The sequence below is a fragment of the Pseudomonas sp. PDM25 genome (assembly GCF_019219045.1).
Classification (GTDB): Bacteria; Pseudomonadota; Gammaproteobacteria; order Pseudomonadales; family Pseudomonadaceae; genus Aquipseudomonas.
In genome coordinates this window covers 192690-210568 of record NZ_JAHUWL010000003.1, presented here as the reverse complement: position 1 = coordinate 210568, position 17879 = coordinate 192690, and the positions used below count along the sequence as shown (strand labels likewise).

General features: G+C 58.9%; 14 protein-coding genes. 9 read left to right on the top strand and 5 right to left on the bottom strand.

Translation table 11 applies throughout. From position 1 onward, the window contains the following. Window positions 1-3 precede the first annotated feature (3 nt). Together KW848_RS06515 and KW848_RS06510 are read left to right on the top strand one after the other, a co-directional pair. Window positions 4-1170 (top strand): MFS transporter, encoded by a 1167-nt coding sequence (locus tag KW848_RS06515; RefSeq protein WP_008152916.1) that lies wholly within the window; start codon window positions 4-6, stop codon window positions 1168-1170. A 21-nt stretch (window positions 1171-1191) separates the two neighbouring features. Further along, the gene (locus KW848_RS06510) at window positions 1192-2241 is read left to right on the top strand and encodes an alkene reductase (protein WP_218536356.1); all 1050 of its coding nucleotides are present in this window, start codon (window positions 1192-1194) and stop codon (window positions 2239-2241) included. A 153-nt stretch (window positions 2242-2394) separates the two neighbouring features. On the opposite strand, the gene emhR is transcribed toward KW848_RS06510, so the two are convergent. Next, window positions 2395-3027 carry an efflux system transcriptional repressor EmhR gene (gene emhR / locus KW848_RS06505; RefSeq protein ID WP_111450916.1) on the bottom strand — a complete coding sequence of 211 codons (633 nt, stop codon included), beginning with the start codon at window positions 3025-3027 and terminating at the stop codon, window positions 2395-2397. A 265-nt stretch (window positions 3028-3292) separates the two neighbouring features. Between emhR and KW848_RS06500 the strand changes: the two genes are divergently transcribed. The 7 genes from KW848_RS06500 to KW848_RS06470 all read left to right on the top strand — a co-directional run bounded on the left by KW848_RS06500 (window position 3293) and on the right by KW848_RS06470 (window position 13334). Next, a complete protein-coding gene (locus KW848_RS06500) occupies window positions 3293-4450 on the top strand; it encodes an efflux RND transporter periplasmic adaptor subunit (protein ID WP_192406541.1) in 1158 nt (385 codons plus the stop codon). A 3-nt stretch (window positions 4451-4453) separates the two neighbouring features. Then, the gene (gene emhB / locus KW848_RS06495; RefSeq protein WP_218536355.1) at window positions 4454-7618 is read left to right on the top strand and encodes an efflux RND transporter permease subunit EmhB; all 3165 of its coding nucleotides are present in this window, start codon (window positions 4454-4456) and stop codon (window positions 7616-7618) included. Then, window positions 7615-9075, top strand: a complete 1461-nt coding sequence (gene emhC / locus KW848_RS06490) for an efflux RND transporter outer membrane subunit EmhC (protein WP_111450919.1) — start codon at window positions 7615-7617, stop codon at window positions 9073-9075. Before emhB ends, emhC begins: the two co-directional genes overlap by 4 nt. 442 nt (window positions 9076-9517) lie before the next feature. Then, a complete protein-coding gene (locus tag KW848_RS06485; RefSeq protein ID WP_218536354.1) occupies window positions 9518-10777 on the top strand; it encodes an OprD family porin in 1260 nt (419 codons plus the stop codon). A gap of 242 nt (window positions 10778-11019) precedes the next feature. Further along, the gene (locus KW848_RS06480) at window positions 11020-11667 is read left to right on the top strand and encodes a hypothetical protein (RefSeq protein ID WP_218536353.1); all 648 of its coding nucleotides are present in this window, start codon (window positions 11020-11022) and stop codon (window positions 11665-11667) included. Window positions 11668-11718: 51 nt separating this feature from the next. Next, entirely contained in the window at window positions 11719-12474 is a 756-nt protein-coding gene (locus KW848_RS06475; RefSeq protein ID WP_218536352.1) for a DUF3050 domain-containing protein, read from the top strand. Window positions 12475-12512: 38 nt separating this feature from the next. Then, on the top strand, window positions 12513-13334 hold the full coding sequence (locus KW848_RS06470; RefSeq protein ID WP_218536351.1) for a methyltransferase domain-containing protein: 822 nt from the start codon (window positions 12513-12515) through the stop codon (window positions 13332-13334). Window positions 13335-13823: 489 nt separating this feature from the next. On the opposite strand, the gene pcaC is transcribed toward KW848_RS06470, so the two are convergent. From pcaC to KW848_RS06450, 4 genes are read right to left on the bottom strand one after another with little or no spacing between them, the layout of a single operon-like run. Further along, window positions 13824-14216, bottom strand: coding sequence for a 4-carboxymuconolactone decarboxylase (pcaC, locus tag KW848_RS06465; RefSeq protein ID WP_218536350.1), 393 nt, complete (start codon window positions 14214-14216; stop codon window positions 13824-13826). 10 nt (window positions 14217-14226) lie between these two features. Then, entirely contained in the window at window positions 14227-15018 is a 792-nt protein-coding gene (gene pcaD / locus KW848_RS06460) for a 3-oxoadipate enol-lactonase (RefSeq protein ID WP_218536349.1), read from the bottom strand. 11 nt (window positions 15019-15029) lie between these two features. Beyond that, window positions 15030-16394 (bottom strand): 3-carboxy-cis,cis-muconate cycloisomerase, encoded by a 1365-nt coding sequence (locus KW848_RS06455; RefSeq protein ID WP_218536348.1) that lies wholly within the window; start codon window positions 16392-16394, stop codon window positions 15030-15032. A 45-nt stretch (window positions 16395-16439) separates the two neighbouring features. Next, on the bottom strand, window positions 16440-17744 hold the full coding sequence (locus KW848_RS06450) for an MFS family transporter (RefSeq protein ID WP_192406527.1): 1305 nt from the start codon (window positions 17742-17744) through the stop codon (window positions 16440-16442). Window positions 17745-17879 lie beyond the last annotated feature (135 nt).

The following is a 17879-nucleotide window of genomic DNA, read 5'->3' as shown; positions in this document are numbered from 1 at the left end:
ACAATGCCCCTCTCGCTACTCATTCTGGCCTTGAGCGCCTTCGCCATCGGCACCACCGAGTTCGTCATCATGGGCTTGCTGCCCGATGTGGCGGCGGACCTCGGTGTGTCGATTCCCGGCGCCGGCTGGCTGGTGACCGGTTACGCCCTGGGCGTGGCCATCGGTGCGCCGTTCATGGCACTGGCCACCTCCAGATTGCCGCGCAAGGCTGCGCTGGTAGCGTTGATGGGCATCTTCATCGTCGGCAACCTGCTCTGTGCAATGGCTACTGACTACAACGTGCTGATGTTTGCCCGAGTGGTCACCGCCCTCTGCCACGGTGCGTTCTTCGGTATCGGTTCGGTGGTGGCGGCAGGCCTGGTGCCAGCGAACAAGCGCGCTTCGGCCGTGGCCTTGATGTTCACCGGCCTGACCCTGGCCAACGTGCTCGGCGTTCCGCTGGGCACCGCGCTCGGCCAGGAAGCAGGTTGGCGTTCGACCTTCTGGGCGGTGACCGTGATTGGCGTGATCGCATTGATCGGCCTGATCCGCTTCCTGCCGGCCAAACGCGATGAAGAGAAACTCGACATGCGCGCCGAACTGCGCGCCCTCAAAGGCGCCGGAATCTGGCTGTCGTTGAGCATGACCGCGTTGTTCGCAGCTTCCGTATTCACCCTGTTCACCTACGTCGCCCCGCTGCTCGGCGATGTCACCGGCGTCTCGCCCAAAGGCGTGACCTGGACCCTGATGCTCATCGGTCTGGGCCTGACAGTCGGCAACATCATCGGCGGCAAACTGGCTGACAAAGGCATGGCCGCCACGTTGATTGGCGTCTTTATCTCGATGGCCGTGATCTCGACCGTACTGACCTGGACCAGCGTTGCGCTGATTCCTACTGAAATCACCCTGTTCCTCTGGGCCACCGCGTGTTTTGCCGCCGTGCCCGCCCTGCAAGTGAACGTGGTGACCTACGGCAAGGCCGCACCGAACCTGGTGTCGACGCTGAACATCGGCGCTTTCAACATCGGCAACGCACTGGGTGCCTGGGTCGGTGGCAGCGTCATCGCCCACGGTTTCGGCCTGACCAGCGTTCCTCTCGCGGCAGCAGCACTGGCGGTACTCGCCCTGCTGGTGACCCTGATTACCTTCCGTCAGAGCGGCAATCCCGAACTGGCCCCTGCTACCAACTGATCTCTACCGGAGAGCTATTTCATGACGACTATTTTCGATCCGATCAAACTGGGCGACCTCGAGTTGGCCAACCGCATCATCATGGCGCCGCTGACCCGCTGCCGCGCAGACGAAGGCCGCGTGCCAAACGCGCTGATGGCCGAGTACTACGTACAGCGCGCCTCGGCCGGCCTGATCCTCAGCGAGGCCACTTCGGTCACGCCAATGGGCGTCGGCTACCCGGACACCCCGGGTATCTGGTCCAACGATCAAGTGCGTGGCTGGGCCAATGTGACCAAGGCTATCCACGGCGCGGGCGGCAAGATTTTCCTGCAACTGTGGCACGTCGGCCGTATTTCCCACGGGTCGTACCTGGGCGGTGAGGTGCCGGTCGCACCAAGTGCCATTCAGCCAAAAGGCCATGTCAGCCTGGTTCGCCCAATGGCTGACTTCCCAACCCCACGCGCCCTGGAAACCGCTGAAATCGCCGACATCGTCGACGCCTACCGCGTCGGTGCCGAGAACGCCAAGGCGGCCGGTTTCGACGGTGTGGAAATTCATGGCGCCAACGGTTACCTGCTCGACCAGTTCCTGCAAAGCAGCACCAACCAGCGCACCGACAACTACGGCGGTTCCGTGGAAAATCGTGCGCGCCTGTTGCTGGAAGTGACCGATGCCGCAATCGAAGTCTGGGGCGCAGGCCGCGTAGGTATGCACCTGTCACCCCGTGCCGACCTCCATGACATGGGCGACGACAATCTGTCCGAGACCTTCACTTACGTCGCTCGCGAACTGGGCAAACGTGGCATCGCCTTCATTTGCTCCCGCGAGAAAGAAGATGGCGACAGCCTGGGTCCACAATTGAAAGAAGCGTTCGGCGGCCCGTACATCGTCAACGAACGCTTCACCAAAGACAGCGCCAACGCCTGGCTCGCCAGCGGCAAGGCCGATGCGGTGGCCTTCGGCGTGCCATTCATTGCCAACCCAGACTTGCCGGCACGGTTGAAGGCCGATGCGCCGCTGAACGAGGCGCGTCCTGAACTGTTCTACGCCAAGGGCCCGGTCGGCTACATCGACTACCCGGTGTTGTAAGCGTCTCCCCTTGAAACGCAAAAGCCCCGACTCGAAAGAGCCGGGGCTTTTTGGCAACCGGGTTACTCACAAAATCCCTACAAATCAGGTAGCTCACTACCTATCAACCTGGCGAGCGTACGTATATAAAAGCCCCCCATTAGGTATTTTGTTTCATTTGCGCAGGCTGGGGCTCAGGCGCAGCATATCCAACCCTGTATCAACCAAACACTCGGCGTCGATATGCAGTTCAAAACTGTCGGGCGCCAACAGCCACTGATACAGGATGCCGTCGATGTATGCATGCAGGCTGATGGCCGCGCGGGCCGTATCGAGGCTTTCCGGTAACTGTCCCCGATTGACCGCATTACTCAGGGCCAGGGCGATTCGCACATTGCAATCAAGGCTGACCGCTCGGCGCTGCTGGCGCAGGTCGCACATTTCATCGGTGAATTCGCACTTATGAAACAGAATCTCATTGATGCGTCGGGTTTTCGGATCCATGGCAACTTGATGAAACAAATGAATCAGCAGTTTGCGCATGCAGCCCAAGGGGTCGAGTTCATCTTCGCTTTCACTGGCCTTGGCCATTTCATCCAGCGGCTCATGCAAGGTATCAAGCATGGCCTGCACCAGATCCGCCTTGTTGCTGAAATGCCAATAGATGGCCCCGCGAGTGACCCCGGCCAGGGTAGCGATATCCGCCAGTGTCGTGCGCGCCACGCCCCTTTCGTAAAAGGCCTTTTCTGCCGCTTCCAGTATCTGGCTGCGGGTTTCTTGAGCTTCCTCTTTGGTGCGACGGACCATGACAGTACAACCTCAATCAGGATGCTTCAGCGATGTCTGAACATCAGCTGAATAAAAGTGGGGCGATCGCTCTCAGACGTCGTCCCCGGCCTACAATTCGAACCCTTGAACGGCTTTTGTAACGGTGTGGATACGCGACCAAGGTATTTACAAACAACCATGAACGTAAGTATATTCCTTAGCAAGCTACTTATCCACTCAGCGCACATTTTTTACCTTTCCACCTTTCGAGTGCGCAATTTGCGCGCCTGACCCGAGGATTTTCATGCAATTCAAGCCAGCTGTTACCGCTCTGGTCACCGCCCTCGCCTTGGCATCGCTGCTCAGCGGATGCAAAAAGGAAGAGGCGGCACCTGCCGCACCACCCCCTCAGGTCGGCGTCGTTACTCTGCAACCTCAAGCCTTCACCCTGACCTCCGAGCTTCCGGGCCGTACCAGCGCGTACCGCATCGCCGAAGTTCGCCCTCAGGTCAACGGCATCATTCTCAAGCGCCTGTTCAAGGAAGGCGGCGACGTCAAAGCCGGCCAGCAGCTGTATCAGATCGATCCGGCGGTTTATGAAGCCACTCTGAAAAGCGCCGAAGCCAACCTGCAACAGACCAAATCGATTTCCGACCGCTACAAGCAGTTGGTCAGCGAACAGGCGGTGAGCCGTCAGGAATACGACACGGCCCTGGCCAACCGGTTGCAATCGGAAGCCGCCCTGCAAAGCGCCCAGATCAATGTGCGTTACACCAAGGTTTACGCGCCGCTCTCCGGCCGCATCGGCCGCTCGACCGTGACTGAAGGCGCGCTGGTCACCAGCGGCCAGGTCGAAGCGATGGCGGTGATTCAGCAACTCGACCCGATCTATGTCGACGTGACCCAGTCTTCGGTAGAGCTGCTGGAACTGCGCCGCGAACTGGAAAGCGGTCGTCTGCAAAAATCTGGCGACAACGCGGCCGCGGTCAAGCTGACCCTCGAAGACGGCAGCCAGTACAAACAGGAAGGCAAGCTCGAGTTCTCGGAAGTCTCGGTAGACCAGACCACCGGTTCCGTGACCTTGCGTGCGGTATTCCCGAACCCTGACCACACCCTGCTGCCCGGCATGTTTGTACACGCCCAACTGCAGGCCGGTGTGAACAGCGCGGCGATCCTCGCTCCGCAACAAGGCGTGACCCGTGATCTCAAAGGCACCCCGACCGCGCTGGTCGTCGGCCCGGATAACAAGGTCGAACTGCGTCACCTCAAGGCCAGCCGCACCGTCGGCAACCAATGGTTGATCGAAGACGGCCTGAAGGCTGGCGACCGCCTGATCACCGAAGGACTGCAATTCGTTAAACCTGGCGTCGAAGTAAAGGCCAGTGAAGCGACTAACGTTGGCGCAAAGAACCCGGCCCCCGCACAGGTAGCTAACAAGGCTTCCAGCGGCAAAGGGGAGTAAACCATGTCCAGATTTTTTATCGACCGTCCGATTTTTGCCTGGGTAATTGCCCTGGTCATCATGCTGGTCGGGGCACTATCGATCCTCAAACTGCCGATCAACCAATACCCGAGCATTGCGCCTCCGGCCATTGCGATCTCTGTGACCTACCCGGGCGCGTCCGCACAAACCGTGCAGGACACCGTGGTCCAGGTGATCGAGCAACAGCTCAACGGTATCGATAACCTGCGTTATGTCTCCTCGGAAAGTAACTCCGACGGCAGCATGACCATTACCGCGACCTTCGAGCAGGGCACCAACTCCGATACCGCGCAGGTTCAGGTCCAGAACAAGCTGAACCTGGCCACCCCGCTGCTGCCGCAAGAAGTGCAGCAACAGGGTATCCGCGTGACCAAGGCAGTGAAAAACTTCCTGATGGTGATCGGCGTGGTGTCGCGCGACGGCAGCATGACCAAGGACGACCTGTCCAACTACATCGTGTCGAACATGCAGGACCCGATCTCGCGGACCGCCGGTGTGGGTGACTTCCAGGTCTTCGGTGCCCAGTACGCAATGCGGATCTGGCTCGACCCGGCCAAGTTGAACAACTTCAACCTGACCCCGGGCGACGTGAAAACCGCCATCGCCGCGCAAAACGTCCAGGTGTCGTCCGGTCAACTCGGTGGCTTGCCTGCCGTGGCCGGTCAGCAACTGAACGCGACGATCATCGGCAAGACCCGTCTGCAAACGGCTGAGCAGTTCAAGGCCATCCTGCTGAAGGTCAACAAGGATGGCTCGCAAGTGCGTGTCGGCGACGTGGCGGATGTCGGTCTGGGCGGTGAAAACTACTCGATCAGCGCCCAGTTCAACGGCAGCCCGGCCTCCGGTCTGGCGGTGAAACTGGCCAACGGTGCCAACGCCCTCGACACGGCAAAAGCGCTGCGCAAGACCATCGAATCCCTCAAGCCGTTCTTCCCGCAAGGGATGGAAGTGGTCTTCCCGTACGACACCACGCCGGTGGTGACCGAGTCGATCAAGGGTGTGGTTGAAACCCTGGTCGAAGCGATCGTGCTGGTGTTCCTGGTGATGTTCCTGTTCCTGCAAAACTTCCGCGCCACCGTCATCACCACGATGACCGTGCCCGTGGTACTGCTGGGGACCTTCGGGATCCTCGCGGCGTTCGGTTTCAGCATCAACACCCTGACCATGTTCGGCATGGTGCTGGCCATCGGTTTGCTGGTGGACGACGCCATCGTCGTGGTGGAGAACGTCGAACGGGTCATGAGCGAAGAAGGCCTGTCACCCAAGGAGGCCACCAAGAAATCCATGGGGCAGATCCAGGGTGCACTGGTCGGTATTGCCCTGGTGCTCTCGGCGGTACTGTTGCCGATGGCATTCTTCGGCGGTTCCACCGGCGTGATCTACAAGCAGTTTTCGATCACCATCGTCTCGGCCATGGCCCTGTCGGTACTGGTCGCACTGATCTTTACCCCGGCGCTCTGCGCCACCATGCTCAAAGCGATTCCCAAGGGTGAGCACGGCGTCCCGAAACGCGGATTTTTCGGCTGGTTCAACCGCAACTTCGACCGTAGTGTGAAAAGCTACGAGCGCGGCGTTGGCAACATTCTGCGCAACAAGGTGCCGTATCTGCTGGTGTACGTGATCATCGTCGTCGGCATGATCTGGTTGTTCCTGCGTATTCCATCCGCGTTCCTGCCGGAAGAAGACCAAGGTGTACTGTTTGCCCAGGTGCAAACCCCGGCCGGTTCCAGTTCCCAGCGCACGCAAGTGGTCGTGGACGAGATGCGTGAGTTCCTGCTGCGTCCGGGCAAGGACGGCGGTGAAGGTGACGCGGTGGCCTCGGTGTTTACCGTGACCGGCTTCAACTTCGCCGGCCGTGGTCAGAGTTCGGGTATGGCGTTCATCATGCTCAGACCGTGGCACGAACGTAACGCCGACAACAGCGTGTTCAAAGTTGCGGCCCGTGCCCAGCAGCATTTCTTCACCTTCCGTGACGCCATGGTGTTTGCGTTCGCACCTCCGGCGGTGCTGGAACTGGGTAACGCCACCGGTTTCGACGTGTTCCTGCAAGACCGTGCCGGTATCGGTCACGACGCACTGATGGCTGCACGTAACCAGTTCCTCGGTATGGCGGCGCAGAGCAAGGTGCTGTCGCAGGTCCGCCCGAACGGTCTGAACGACGAGCCGCAATACCAACTGGAAATCGATGACGAGAAGGCCAGTGCCCTGGGCATTACCATCGCCGACATCAACAGCACCCTGTCGATTGCGCTGGGCAGTAGCTACGTCAACGACTTCATCGACCGCGGTCGGGTGAAGAAGGTTTACGTACAAGGCCAGCCGGGCGCGCGCATGAGCCCTGAAGACGTGAAGAAATGGTACGTACGCAACAGCGCCGGCACCATGGTTCCCTTCTCCGCGTTCGCCAAGGGTGAGTGGATTTACGGTGCACCGAAGCTGTCGCGTTACAACGGCGTAGAAGCGATGGAAATCCTCGGTGCCCCGGCACCCGGCTATTCCACCGGTGAAGCCATGGCCGAAGTCGAAGCCCTGGCCCAGAAACTGCCGGCCGGTGTCGGTATTTCCTGGACCGGCCTGTCGTACGAAGAACGACTGGCGGGCTCGCAGGCGCCGGCGCTGTTCGCGTTGTCGATCCTGATGGTGTTCCTGTGTCTGGCCGCGCTGTATGAAAGCTGGTCGATTCCGATTGCGGTGGTGCTCGTGGTGCCGCTGGGGATTATCGGTGCCTTGATGGCGACCAGCTTGCGCGGTCTATCCAATGACGTGTACTTCCTGGTGGGTCTGTTGACCACCATTGGTCTGGCGGCGAAAAACGCCATTCTGATCGTCGAGTTCGCCAAAGACCTGCATGAACAGGGCAAGAGCTTGCAGGAGGCCGCCATCGAGGCTTGCCGCATGCGTTTGCGTCCGATCATCATGACGTCCCTGGCGTTTGTCCTGGGCGTCGTGCCGCTGGCCATTTCCACTGGCGCCGGCTCGGGTAGCCAACACGCCATCGGTACCGTGGTGATTGGCGGTATGATCACCGCCACCGTTTTGGCGATATTCTGGGTCCCGCTGTTTTTCGTCACCGTGTCGGCCATGGGGCAGCGCAAAATTGCTGACCAGGACGACGCTCTAGAACCTTCTAAAGAGGCTGGCTTATGAGCAAGTCGCTACTTTCCCTGGCTGTTGCCGCCTTCGTGCTCGGTGGCTGCTCGCTGATACCCGATTATCAGCAGCCTGAAGCACCGGTCGCGGGTCAATACCCGCAAGGCCCGGCGTATTCACCGGCCCAGGCGCCTGCCCAGGCTGCCGCCGAACAGGGCTGGAAGCAGTTTTTCCATGACCCGGCGCTGCAACAACTGATCCAGGTCGCCCTGGAAAACAACCGTGACCTGCGTGTCGCGGCGTTGAACATCGACGCCTTTGCGGCTCAATACCGCATCCAGCGTGCCGATCTGTTCCCGGCCGTGTCGGCCAACGGTACCGGCAGCCGTCAACGGGTCCCGGCCCGGGCCTCGCAGACCGGCCAAACGGACATCAACAGTTCCTACTCGGCCACGGTCGGCATCAGCGCCTATGAACTTGACCTGTTCGGTCGGGTTCGCAGCCTGAGCGAAGAAGCCTTGCAGAAGTACTTCGCCACCGAAGAAGCACGACGCAGCACCCAGATCAGCCTGGTGGCCAGTGTGGCCAACGCCTACCTGACCTGGCAGGCCGACAAGGAACTGCTGAAACTGACCCAGGACACCCTGGGTGCGTTCGAGGAGAGCTACAAGCTCACCGCCCGCAGCAACGAAGTGGGGGTGGCCTCGGCCCTGGATCTGGCCCAGTCGCGTACCTCGGTGGAAAACGCCCGCGCGCAAAAAGCCAAGTACACCCGTCAAGTCGCCCAGGATGAAAACAGCCTGGCGTTGCTGCTCGGCACTGGCATCCCGGCCAATCTGCAAGCGGCCAAGCCATTGGCTGACGACCTGCTGAGCGAAGTGCCGGCCGGTCTGCCATCGGACTTGCTGCAACGCCGTCCGGACATCCTTCAGGCCGAATACAACCTGAAAGCCGCCAACGCCAACATCGGCGCGGCGCGGGCTGCGTTCTTCCCGAGCATCAGCCTGACAGCCAATGCCGGGACCCTGAGCCCGGACCTGTCCGGCCTGTTCAAGGGCGGTTCGGGCACCTGGTTGTTCCAGCCGCAGATCAACCTGCCGATCTTCAACGCAGGCAGCCTGCGCGCCAGCCTGGATTATTCAAAAATCCAGAAAGACATCGGCGTGGCGAACTACGAAAAGTCCATTCAAACGGCCTTCCAGGAAGTCGCCGACGGCCTGGCCGCGCGCCAGACCTACACCGATCAGTTGCAGGCCCAGCGTGATTTCGTCAACGCCAACCAGGACTACTACCGTCTGGCCGAGCGTCGTTATCGCATTGGTGTCGACAGCAACCTGACCTTCCTCGATGCCCAGCGTCAGCTGTTCAGTGCTGAACAAGTACTGATCACCGACCGTCTGGCGCAACTGGTCAGTGCCGTCAATCTGTACAAGGCACTGGGCGGTGGCTGGAACGAGCAGACCGCGAAGAACGAACCGTTGAAAGAAGAAGCGCCGAAGCTGAAGTTGTTCTGATAGCGCTGTAAAACAAGAAGCCCGCCGATTGGTGGGCTTTTTGTTGTCTGCGGGGGAAAGGTGTAGTGGCAATGCCGACGCTTTCGCGAGCAAGCCCGCTCCCACAGTTGATCTCTGCTGTCATCAATATTGTGTTCACCCTAGATCCCCTGTGGGAGCGGGCTTGCTCGCGAAGAGGCCCGCCCAAACAATACAAATCCCCGGCCAATCTTATGTTCGATAATCGCCCAAAACCCGCTTTCCCCGATTGAACCCTCCCGCCCATCCCCCGCACCATTCGTCGCACAAGACCAATAACAACAGGTTCGACACCATGCCCCCGCGCCCTGCCCTGTCCGGCTGATCCCGTTCGTTTTTATCCCGAATTCAGAATTTTTGTCTGCAACCCCCCAGTTGCGGCAGCGCCCCGTTTCACACCTAAAAACTAGAGAGACCCGCACACATGACACCTTCCAACACTCAATACTGGTTCCCCAGCCTCATCGCCATTGCACTGGCCAGTACGGCTCTGCCCACCATGGCCGAAGAGTCAGGCTTTGTCGAAGGTGCCAAGGTCAACCTGAACCTGCGCAACTTCTACATCAATCGCAACTTCACCAACCCGACCAAAGCCCAGGGCAAGGCAGAAGAGTGGACCCAAAGCTTCATCCTCGACGCCAAGTCCGGGTTCACCCAGGGCACCGTCGGGTTCGGCATGGATGTGCTGGGGCTGTACTCGGTGAAACTCGACGGCGGTAAAGGCACGGGCGGTACGCAGTTGCTGCCGCTGGATCACGACGGTCGCCCGGCGGACAACTTCGGTCGCACCAACGTGGCGTTGAAGGCCAAGCTGTCGCAGACCGAAGTGAAGGTGGGCGAATGGATGCCGGTGCTGCCGATCCTGCGTTCGGACGACGGTCGTTCACTGCCACAAACCTTTCGTGGCGGCCAGATCACCTCGAAGGAAATCAACGGCCTGACGCTCTACGGCGGCCAGTTCCGCGCCAACAGCCCGCGCGACGACAGCAGCATGAACGACATGTCGATGACCGGAAAACCAGCGTTCACCTCCGACCGTTTCAACTTTCAGGGCGGCGAATACGCCTTCAACGAGAAACGCACCCAGATCGGTGTGTGGAACGCCGAACTCAAGGACATCTACAGCCAGCAATACGTGAATCTGATCCACAGCCAGCCCATCGGCGACTGGACCCTGGGCGCCAACCTTGGTTTTTTCTATGGCAAGGATGACGGCAGCGCCCGGGCCGGCGAGTTGGACAACAAGACCTGGTCGGGCCTGTTCTCGGCCAAATACGGCGGCAACACCTTCTATGTCGGCCTGCAAAAACTCACCGGCGACAACGCCTGGATGCGGGTCAACGGCACCAGCGGCGGCACCCTGGCCAATGACAGTTACAACGCCAGTTATGACAATGCGAAAGAAAAATCCTGGCAGGTACGCCATGACTACAACTTCGTCGCCCTCGGCATTCCCGGCCTGACCCTGATGAACCGTTACATCAGCGGCGACAACGTCCATACCGGCACCATCACCGACGGCAAGGAATGGGGCCGCGAAAGCGAACTGGGTTACACCGTGCAGAGCGGCGCGCTCAAAGACCTCAACGTCAAATGGCGCAACTCGACCATTCGTCGTGACTTCAGCAACAACGAGTTCGATGAGAACCGGTTGATCGTCAGCTATCCGATCAGTTTGTTGTAAGGCGCCTCATATACACCCACACAAAATCCGAACGCAATAGGCCACATCGGAAGTGGCCTACTCAAAAAACGCTGTGTGCATTTGATGCTCGTAGTTCGACCACGTTATAACGAATTAACCACGACTCTATTACTAAAAAAACTTAAAATCTAGTAATTCTAACAGTACCTCTCTGTCTACCAGACTTCTAGAATCTGCCTGGAACAACATTCAGCAGTTTTCAACCACGGAAGGAAAACACTATGAACTGGTGGCAGATCGACACACTGATTATGGTTTCTTATGGTTTTATCCACTCCTGCCTGACAACCCGACCGGCGATGAAACTTTACGAAGTATTCTTCCCGGAATGGAGTTGGAATATTGGCATGTGCGTATTTTCTGCCGCCACGCTGGCCCTTGGCATTTTTTACTGGCAACCCTCTGGGCATTATATCTACGTATTGATACCGGGCAGCCCACTGTTTCACTTTGCAGCGTTATCGATGGTTACTCTTTTAGGTCTAACTATTTACTGCTTTCGTTATACCTCAACGTTTTGGCAGTGGCTCGGCGCTCACCAATTAATTGCCAAACTGAGAGGGCAAAAGATCCCCGCACCCTATCGAATGCAAGTGCAAGGTATCAAACGTTACGTACGTTTCCCCCATCATACTTTTCTGATGTTATTTTTTTGGGCCCACCCGATCATGACGTATGACACCCTGCTCTTTTCGGTGGGTGCCACGATCTATATGTACTTGGGCACATGGCACATGGACAAACGCCTTGAATCCATATTTGGTGATGAGTGGCGACATTACAAGAAAGTCACCGGCTTAATGCTGCCCTCACCTGAAGCATGGTCACGGCTTTTCGCAGATCTTCGCCAACCGCGAAATGCTATTTAACACAGGTCTGTATGTCCCCCCTTACACCACGCTTTTGCAAGGATGCAACCCATGTTTGAAAAAGAACTCAGGGCTTATCAGGATCGGTTAGCCCAACACCCGATTTATGGCGCTATTCGTTCGGTCGAACACGTCAGACTGTTCATGAGTCACCATGTATTTGCAGTATGGGACTTCATGAGCCTGGCCAAACGTCTGCAACGCGACTTCACCTGTGTAGAGCTACCGTGGATGCCGGTGCAGAATGAAGATAGTGCCCGACTCATCAATGAAATCATTACCGGTGAAGAATCGGATATTGGCCATGATGGACACCCGACCAGCCACTTTCGTCTATACCTTGATGCAATGACTGAAGTCAACGCGCCCACTGAAACAATAGAGACATTCATCAATCAATTCGCACATACTCTTTCTTTAAGGAAGGCACTAAATCAAGCCCATGTTCCGGCGTACGTACAGACGTTCGTCAAACACACAATTAAAACAGCGCGCAAGGCCTCGACTGCTGAAGTGGCCAGCAGTTTTCTTTATGGCCGCGAAGACCCGATACCCGAAATGTTCCATACCCTGTTGGAACGCTGGGGGCTAACCACTCATCAAGCACCTAAGTTGACTTACTACCTGAATCGACACATCGAAGTAGACAGTGGCGACCATGGACCTGGTGCACAAAAAATATTATCTCGATTAATCAGTACGCCAGACTTGCGAGAAAAAGCATTGCGGGCGGCCATTGACGCTATCGAACATCGAATCAAGTTGTGGAACGGTATCTATCGCGAGATAAAAAACTCGGATGCCTAGTCACTCACCGAGCACTCATGGACAGAGAGGACCACCTCATGATTACGCGTCGAGAGCTGAAGGCATCCGACAGCACTACCGACTGGGACGCCAAGGCGTACCAGCAGTTTTCCCGCCTCAGGCAACGACCGGTCAATGAATTGCTCGACCGTGTCGAACTCAAACAGCCCAAACGCATCTACGACCTGGGATGCGGCACCGGCATCGCCACGCAAGTGTTGGCCAAGCGCTGGCCTCGAGCGCAGTTGCAGGGCATCGACAGTTCGCAGCAAATGCTGGACGAAGCCCGTTGTCTGCCGATCAAGGCGTCATGGAAACATTGCGATCTACTCGACTGGCAACCCGAACAACCGGCGGACCTGCTGTTCGCCGCCGCCGTACTGCACTTCGTCAGTGGTCACGAACAGTTGTTGCCGCGACTGCTCGGCCAGCTCAATCCGGGTGGATGCCTGGCCGCGCACATGCCCGACTGGCGGGATGCGCTGTGGTACAAACTGATGCTCGACACCCTTGAAGAGGCAGGCCCCGGTGGCAAACCACTCGGCACCCCGCAACTGCGCGAGGCCATGGCTGCGCGGCCGCTGTTGTCTTTGGAAAGTTACTATCGGTTGCTTTCGCCGATCACCCAGACCCTGGATATCTGGGAGACCGAACAGCTACAGGTTGTCGACGGCAAGTCACCGATCTATGACTGGGTCAAAGTCTCGGCGCTGCGGCCGGTGATGCAGGGCCTGAAGAATGATGAACAGGCGCGGTTCATCTACCACTACCTGATGCGCGTGCATGCGCACTACCCGCCGGAGAGTGACGGGCACACGTTGTTTCCGTTCAAGCGGATTTTCATTGTGGCCACGGTTTAAACCTGTGGGAGCGGGCTTGGTCTGGGCGGCATTCCGACGAAGGCGGTTTAACCTTCAACATCGATGCAAGCTGACCCACCGCTTTCGCGAGCAGGCTCGCTCCCACAGGGGATTTTCGGTGAACACAAGAATTGCGTTCAAACCGGATCACTGTGGGAGCGGGCTTGCTCGCGAAGGCGGTTTAACCTTCAGCATCGATGCAAGCTGACCCACCGCTTTCGCGAGCAAGCCCGCTCCCACAGGGAATTTTCTGTGAACACAAGAATTGCGTTACAACCGGATCACTGTGGGAGCGGGCTTGGTCTGGGCGGCATTCCGACGAAGGCGGTTTAACCTTCAGCATCGATGCAAGCTGACCCACCGCTTTCGCGAGCAGGCTCGCTCCCACAGGGAATTTTCTGTGAACACAAGAATTGCGTTCAAACCGGATCACTGTGGGAGTGAGCCTGCTCGCGATGGCGTCAGCTCAGACACCGCAAATCGCCAGGATCACTCCCGCGATTCAACCCCCAACTCATCCCACACCGACTCCGCCAGATGGAACGTCGCATTCGCTGCCGGAATGCCGCAGTAGATTGCGCTCTGCATGATCACTTCCTTGATCTCGCCGCGGGTCACGCCGTTGTTGGCGGCGGCGCGCAGGTGCAGTTTGAGTTCTTCATTGCGGTTCATGCCGATCAGCATAGCGATGGTGATCAGACTGCGGGTGTGGCGCGCCAGCCCCGGACGGGTCCAGATGTCGCCCCAGGCATGGCGGGTGATCATCTCCTGAAACTCCGAGTTGAACTCGGTCAGCGCATTCAGGCTGCGGTCGACGTGGGCGTCGCCGAGTACCGCGCGACGGACTTTCAGGCCCTCGTCGTAGCGTTGTTTCTCGTCCACAACAATCCCCTTAATCAGCTGACAAAAACGCCAACACGCGCTCGCTGAATGCAGCACCGGCCTGAACGTTGGACAGGTGCGCGGCGTAGAACTCGGCGTACTCGGCGCCCTGCACGTGTTCCTGAATGAAGTGCCCGCCGGACGGCGGCGTGACCGGGTCTTCGGTGCCGGCGATGACCAGCAGCGGCACCTTGATCGAGGACAGCTGATCGCGGAAATCGGCATCGCGCACGGCGGCACAATTCGCGGCATAGCCTTCAGGCGAGGTGGCCGCGAGCATGTCCGTGATTTTTTTCGCCGCAGCAGGATTGGCTTCAGCAAAATCTGCGGTGAACCAGCGCGCAATCGACGCATCACGCAGCGCGACCATGGCGGCCGAACCGTCACGCAGCACGGTTTCAATGCGCGGGTTCCACACCGACGGATCGCCGATTTTCGCCGCGGTGTTGCACACCACCAGTTTGTTCAGGCGATCACCCGCGTTGATCCCCAGCCACTGGCCAATCAGCCCGCCCATGGACAGACCGCAGAAATGCGCGCGTTCGATGTGCAACGCATCCAGCAGCGCCAGCACGTCATGGCCCAGTTGCTCGATGTTGTACGGCCCAGGCGTGACCAGCGATTGGCCATGGCCCCGGGTGTCGAAACGCAACACACGAAAATGCTCGGTGAACGCCGCAATCTGCGCGTCCCACATGTGCAGGTTGGTGCCCAGCGAGTTGGACAGCACCAGCACCGGCGCATCCGCCGGGCCATCGAGTTGGTAATGTAGTTCGCCCTCGGCGAGTTGTACGAAAGCCACAGCAATCTCCTTCAGGCAGTCAACGCAGAATATTCAGCCACCGCTCGCTCGACCCAGGTATGGGCCTGACCGAGGTAATGGGCGGGGTCCAGCAAATGATTGAGTTCAGCATCCGACAGTTCGGCGGTCACTTGCGGCTCGTCGCCGAGTACCGCTCGCAGATGACGTTGTTCAGCTACCGCACGCTTGCAGCATTGCTCCAGCAAATGGTGCGCAGTGTCGCGCCCCACTCGTTGAGCGAGGACGATGCTCACCGCTTCGGCGAGCACCAGGCCTTGGGTCAGATCGAGGTTGCGGGCCATGCGTTCGGCGTCCACTTCCAGTCCGTCCGCCACCAGCATCGCTTGTTTCAAGCTGCCGGACACCAGGCAGCAAATCTCCGGCAGGGTTTCCCACTCGGCATGCCACAGGCCCAGGCTGCGCTCGTGTTCTTGAGGCATGGCGCTGAACAGCGTCGAGAGCAAACCCGGAACGCGCGTCGCAGCACCGATCAGTACCGCCGCGCCCACCGGGTTGCGCTTGTGCGGCATGGTTGAAGAGCCGCCCTTGCCCGGCGCGGAAGGTTCGAACGCTTCAGCGGCTTCGGTCTGCATCAACAGGCTGATATCACGGCCCAGTTTGCCGAGGCTGCCGGCGATCAATCCCAGTACCGAGCCGAACTCCACCAAGCGGTCTCGCTGGGTGTGCCAAGGTTGATCCGGCAGTGTCAGTTTCAATTCTTCAGCCAGCGCGCGGGCAATCGGCATCGCCTGCTCGCCGAGGGCCGCGAGGGTTCCGGAGGCGCCGCCAAATTGCAGCACCAGCAGTCGCGGTTTGAGTTGTTGCAGACGTTGCCGGCTGCGAGTGACAGCGCCCAGCCAACCGGCGATTTTCATGCCGAGGGTGACGGGTGTCGCGTGCTGCAACCAGGTGCGCCCGGCCAGCGGTGTGGCGACGTAGCGCAACGCCTGGGTCGCCAGTGTTTCGCCCAGTTGCGCCAGATCGTTTTCGATCAGCTCCAGTGCCCCACGCAGTTGCAACACCAGACCGGTGTCCATCACGTCCTGGCTGGTCGCGCCCAGATGCACATAGCGCTCGGCTTCGGCATGGTTGGCCGCGATCTGTTTACCCAACGCCTTGACCAACGGAATGGCCGAATTGCCGGCCGTGGCAATCGCCTCGCCGAGCGCCGCGAAGTCGTAATGCCCGGCGTGACAGGCCGCTTCGATCGGCGCGACAGCCGTTTGCGGAATCAGCCCGACTCGCGCCTCGGCCCGAGCCAGCGCCGCTTCAAAATCAAGCATCGCTTGAACCCGACCCTGATCGCAGAACACCTCACGCATGTCGCGGGCAGTGAAATAGGCATCGAACAATTGATTGCCCGGTCGCTCGTTCATAAACAGTCCCTGGAGGTGTGGGCCGGTCAGGCCCACGGGTAAAGATCAAAGGTCGTTTTCCAAATACTTCGCCTGTTTCGGCAAGCGCAGGCTGAACAGGAACGCCACCGCCATCATCACCGTCACGTACCAGTAGAAGGAGTTTTCCATGCCCCCGGCTTTGAGGCTCAGGGCCACGTATTCCGCCGAACCGCCGAAGATTGCATTCGCCACCGCATACGCCAGGCCGACGCCCAAGGCGCGCACTTCCGGCGGGAACATTTCGGCTTTTACCAGGCCGCTGATGGAGGTGTAAAAGCTGACGATCGCCAGCGCCACGGTAATCAGTACGAAGGCCAGGAACGGACTGCTGACGCTTTTCAGACTCAACAGAATCGGCACGGTGAACAGCGTACCGAGGGCGCCGAACCACAGCATCGAGTTACGTCGGCCGATCTTGTCCGCGAGCATGCCGAACAACGGCTGCATGCACATATAAAGGAACAGCGCGCCGGTCATGATGTAGCTGGCGGTCTTGGCCTGCATGCCGGCGGTGTTCACCAGATACTTCTGCATGTACGTGGTGAAGGTGTAGAAAATCAGCGAGCCACCAGCGGTGTAACCGAGCACGGTGATGAACGCCGCTTTATGGTCGCGGAACAGCGCACGGATGCTGCCGGCGTCCTTGTTTGCGCGCATTTCCTTGCTGGTGGTTTCCTTGAGCGAACGACGCAGGAACAGCGAAATCAACGCCGCCAACGCACCGACGACAAACGGGATCCGCCAGCCATAGGCGCGCAAATCATCCTCAGTGAGAAACTGTTGCAGGATTACCACCAGCGACACCGCCAGCAGCTGCCCACCGATCAGCGTCACGTACTGGAACGAGGCGAAGAAACCGCGCTGGCCCTTGAGGGCCACTTCACTCATGTAGGTCGCGGTGGTGCCGTACTCACCGCCCACCGACAACCCCTGAATCAGGCGGGCGAACAGCAGCATGATCGGCGCCCAGACGCCGATGTCCTTGTAGGTCGGCAGGCAAGCGATGAGTAACGAACCGAAGCACATCATCAGAATCGAGATCAACATCGAATTCTTGCGCCCGTGCTTGTCCGCCAGCCGGCCGAAGATCCAGCCGCCGATGGGCCGCATCAGGAACCCGGCGGCGAATACACCAGCCGTATTCACCAGCTGCACAGTCGGGTTATCGGACGGGAAAAAGGCAGGGGCGAAATAGATCGCACAGAAGGCGTAGACGTAGAAGTCGAACCATTCGACGAGGTTGCCGGACGAGGCGCCGACAATCGCGAAGATCCTTTTACTGCGCTCTTCGCCGGTGTAGTGCGCTGTAGTAGCGGTATCAGTTGTCATTGTTTTTTACTCAATGGGGACTGTGAGAGTCTAGACACACTTTGCAACAGCCCCGTTCCACAGATAGATCAGTAACACAAATCCCCATGTGGGAGCGGGCTTGCTCGCGAAGGCGTCATGTCAGTCAATACAGAT

What these genes read in the sequence shown, in the direction of transcription:
- KW848_RS06515 (WP_008152916.1), top strand. Translation starts at nt 4, where the DNA reads ATGCCCCTCTCGCTACTCATTCTGGCCTTGAGCGCCTTCGCCATCGGC.
- KW848_RS06510 (WP_218536356.1), top strand. Translation starts at nt 1,192, where the DNA reads ATGACGACTATTTTCGATCCGATCAAACTGGGCGACCTCGAGTTGGCC.
- emhR (WP_111450916.1), bottom strand. Translation starts at nt 3,027, where the DNA reads ATGGTCCGTCGCACCAAAGAGGAAGCTCAAGAAACCCGCAGCCAGATA.
- KW848_RS06500 (WP_192406541.1), top strand. Translation starts at nt 3,293, where the DNA reads ATGCAATTCAAGCCAGCTGTTACCGCTCTGGTCACCGCCCTCGCCTTG.
- emhB (WP_218536355.1), top strand. Translation starts at nt 4,454, where the DNA reads ATGTCCAGATTTTTTATCGACCGTCCGATTTTTGCCTGGGTAATTGCC.
- emhC (WP_111450919.1), top strand. Translation starts at nt 7,615, where the DNA reads ATGAGCAAGTCGCTACTTTCCCTGGCTGTTGCCGCCTTCGTGCTCGGT.
- KW848_RS06485 (WP_218536354.1), top strand. Translation starts at nt 9,518, where the DNA reads ATGACACCTTCCAACACTCAATACTGGTTCCCCAGCCTCATCGCCATT.
- KW848_RS06480 (WP_218536353.1), top strand. Translation starts at nt 11,020, where the DNA reads ATGAACTGGTGGCAGATCGACACACTGATTATGGTTTCTTATGGTTTT.
- KW848_RS06475 (WP_218536352.1), top strand. Translation starts at nt 11,719, where the DNA reads ATGTTTGAAAAAGAACTCAGGGCTTATCAGGATCGGTTAGCCCAACAC.
- KW848_RS06470 (WP_218536351.1), top strand. Translation starts at nt 12,513, where the DNA reads ATGATTACGCGTCGAGAGCTGAAGGCATCCGACAGCACTACCGACTGG.
- KW848_RS06455 (WP_218536348.1), bottom strand. Translation starts at nt 16,394, where the DNA reads ATGAACGAGCGACCGGGCAATCAATTGTTCGATGCCTATTTCACTGCC.
- KW848_RS06450 (WP_192406527.1), bottom strand. Translation starts at nt 17,744, where the DNA reads ATGACAACTGATACCGCTACTACAGCGCACTACACCGGCGAAGAGCGC.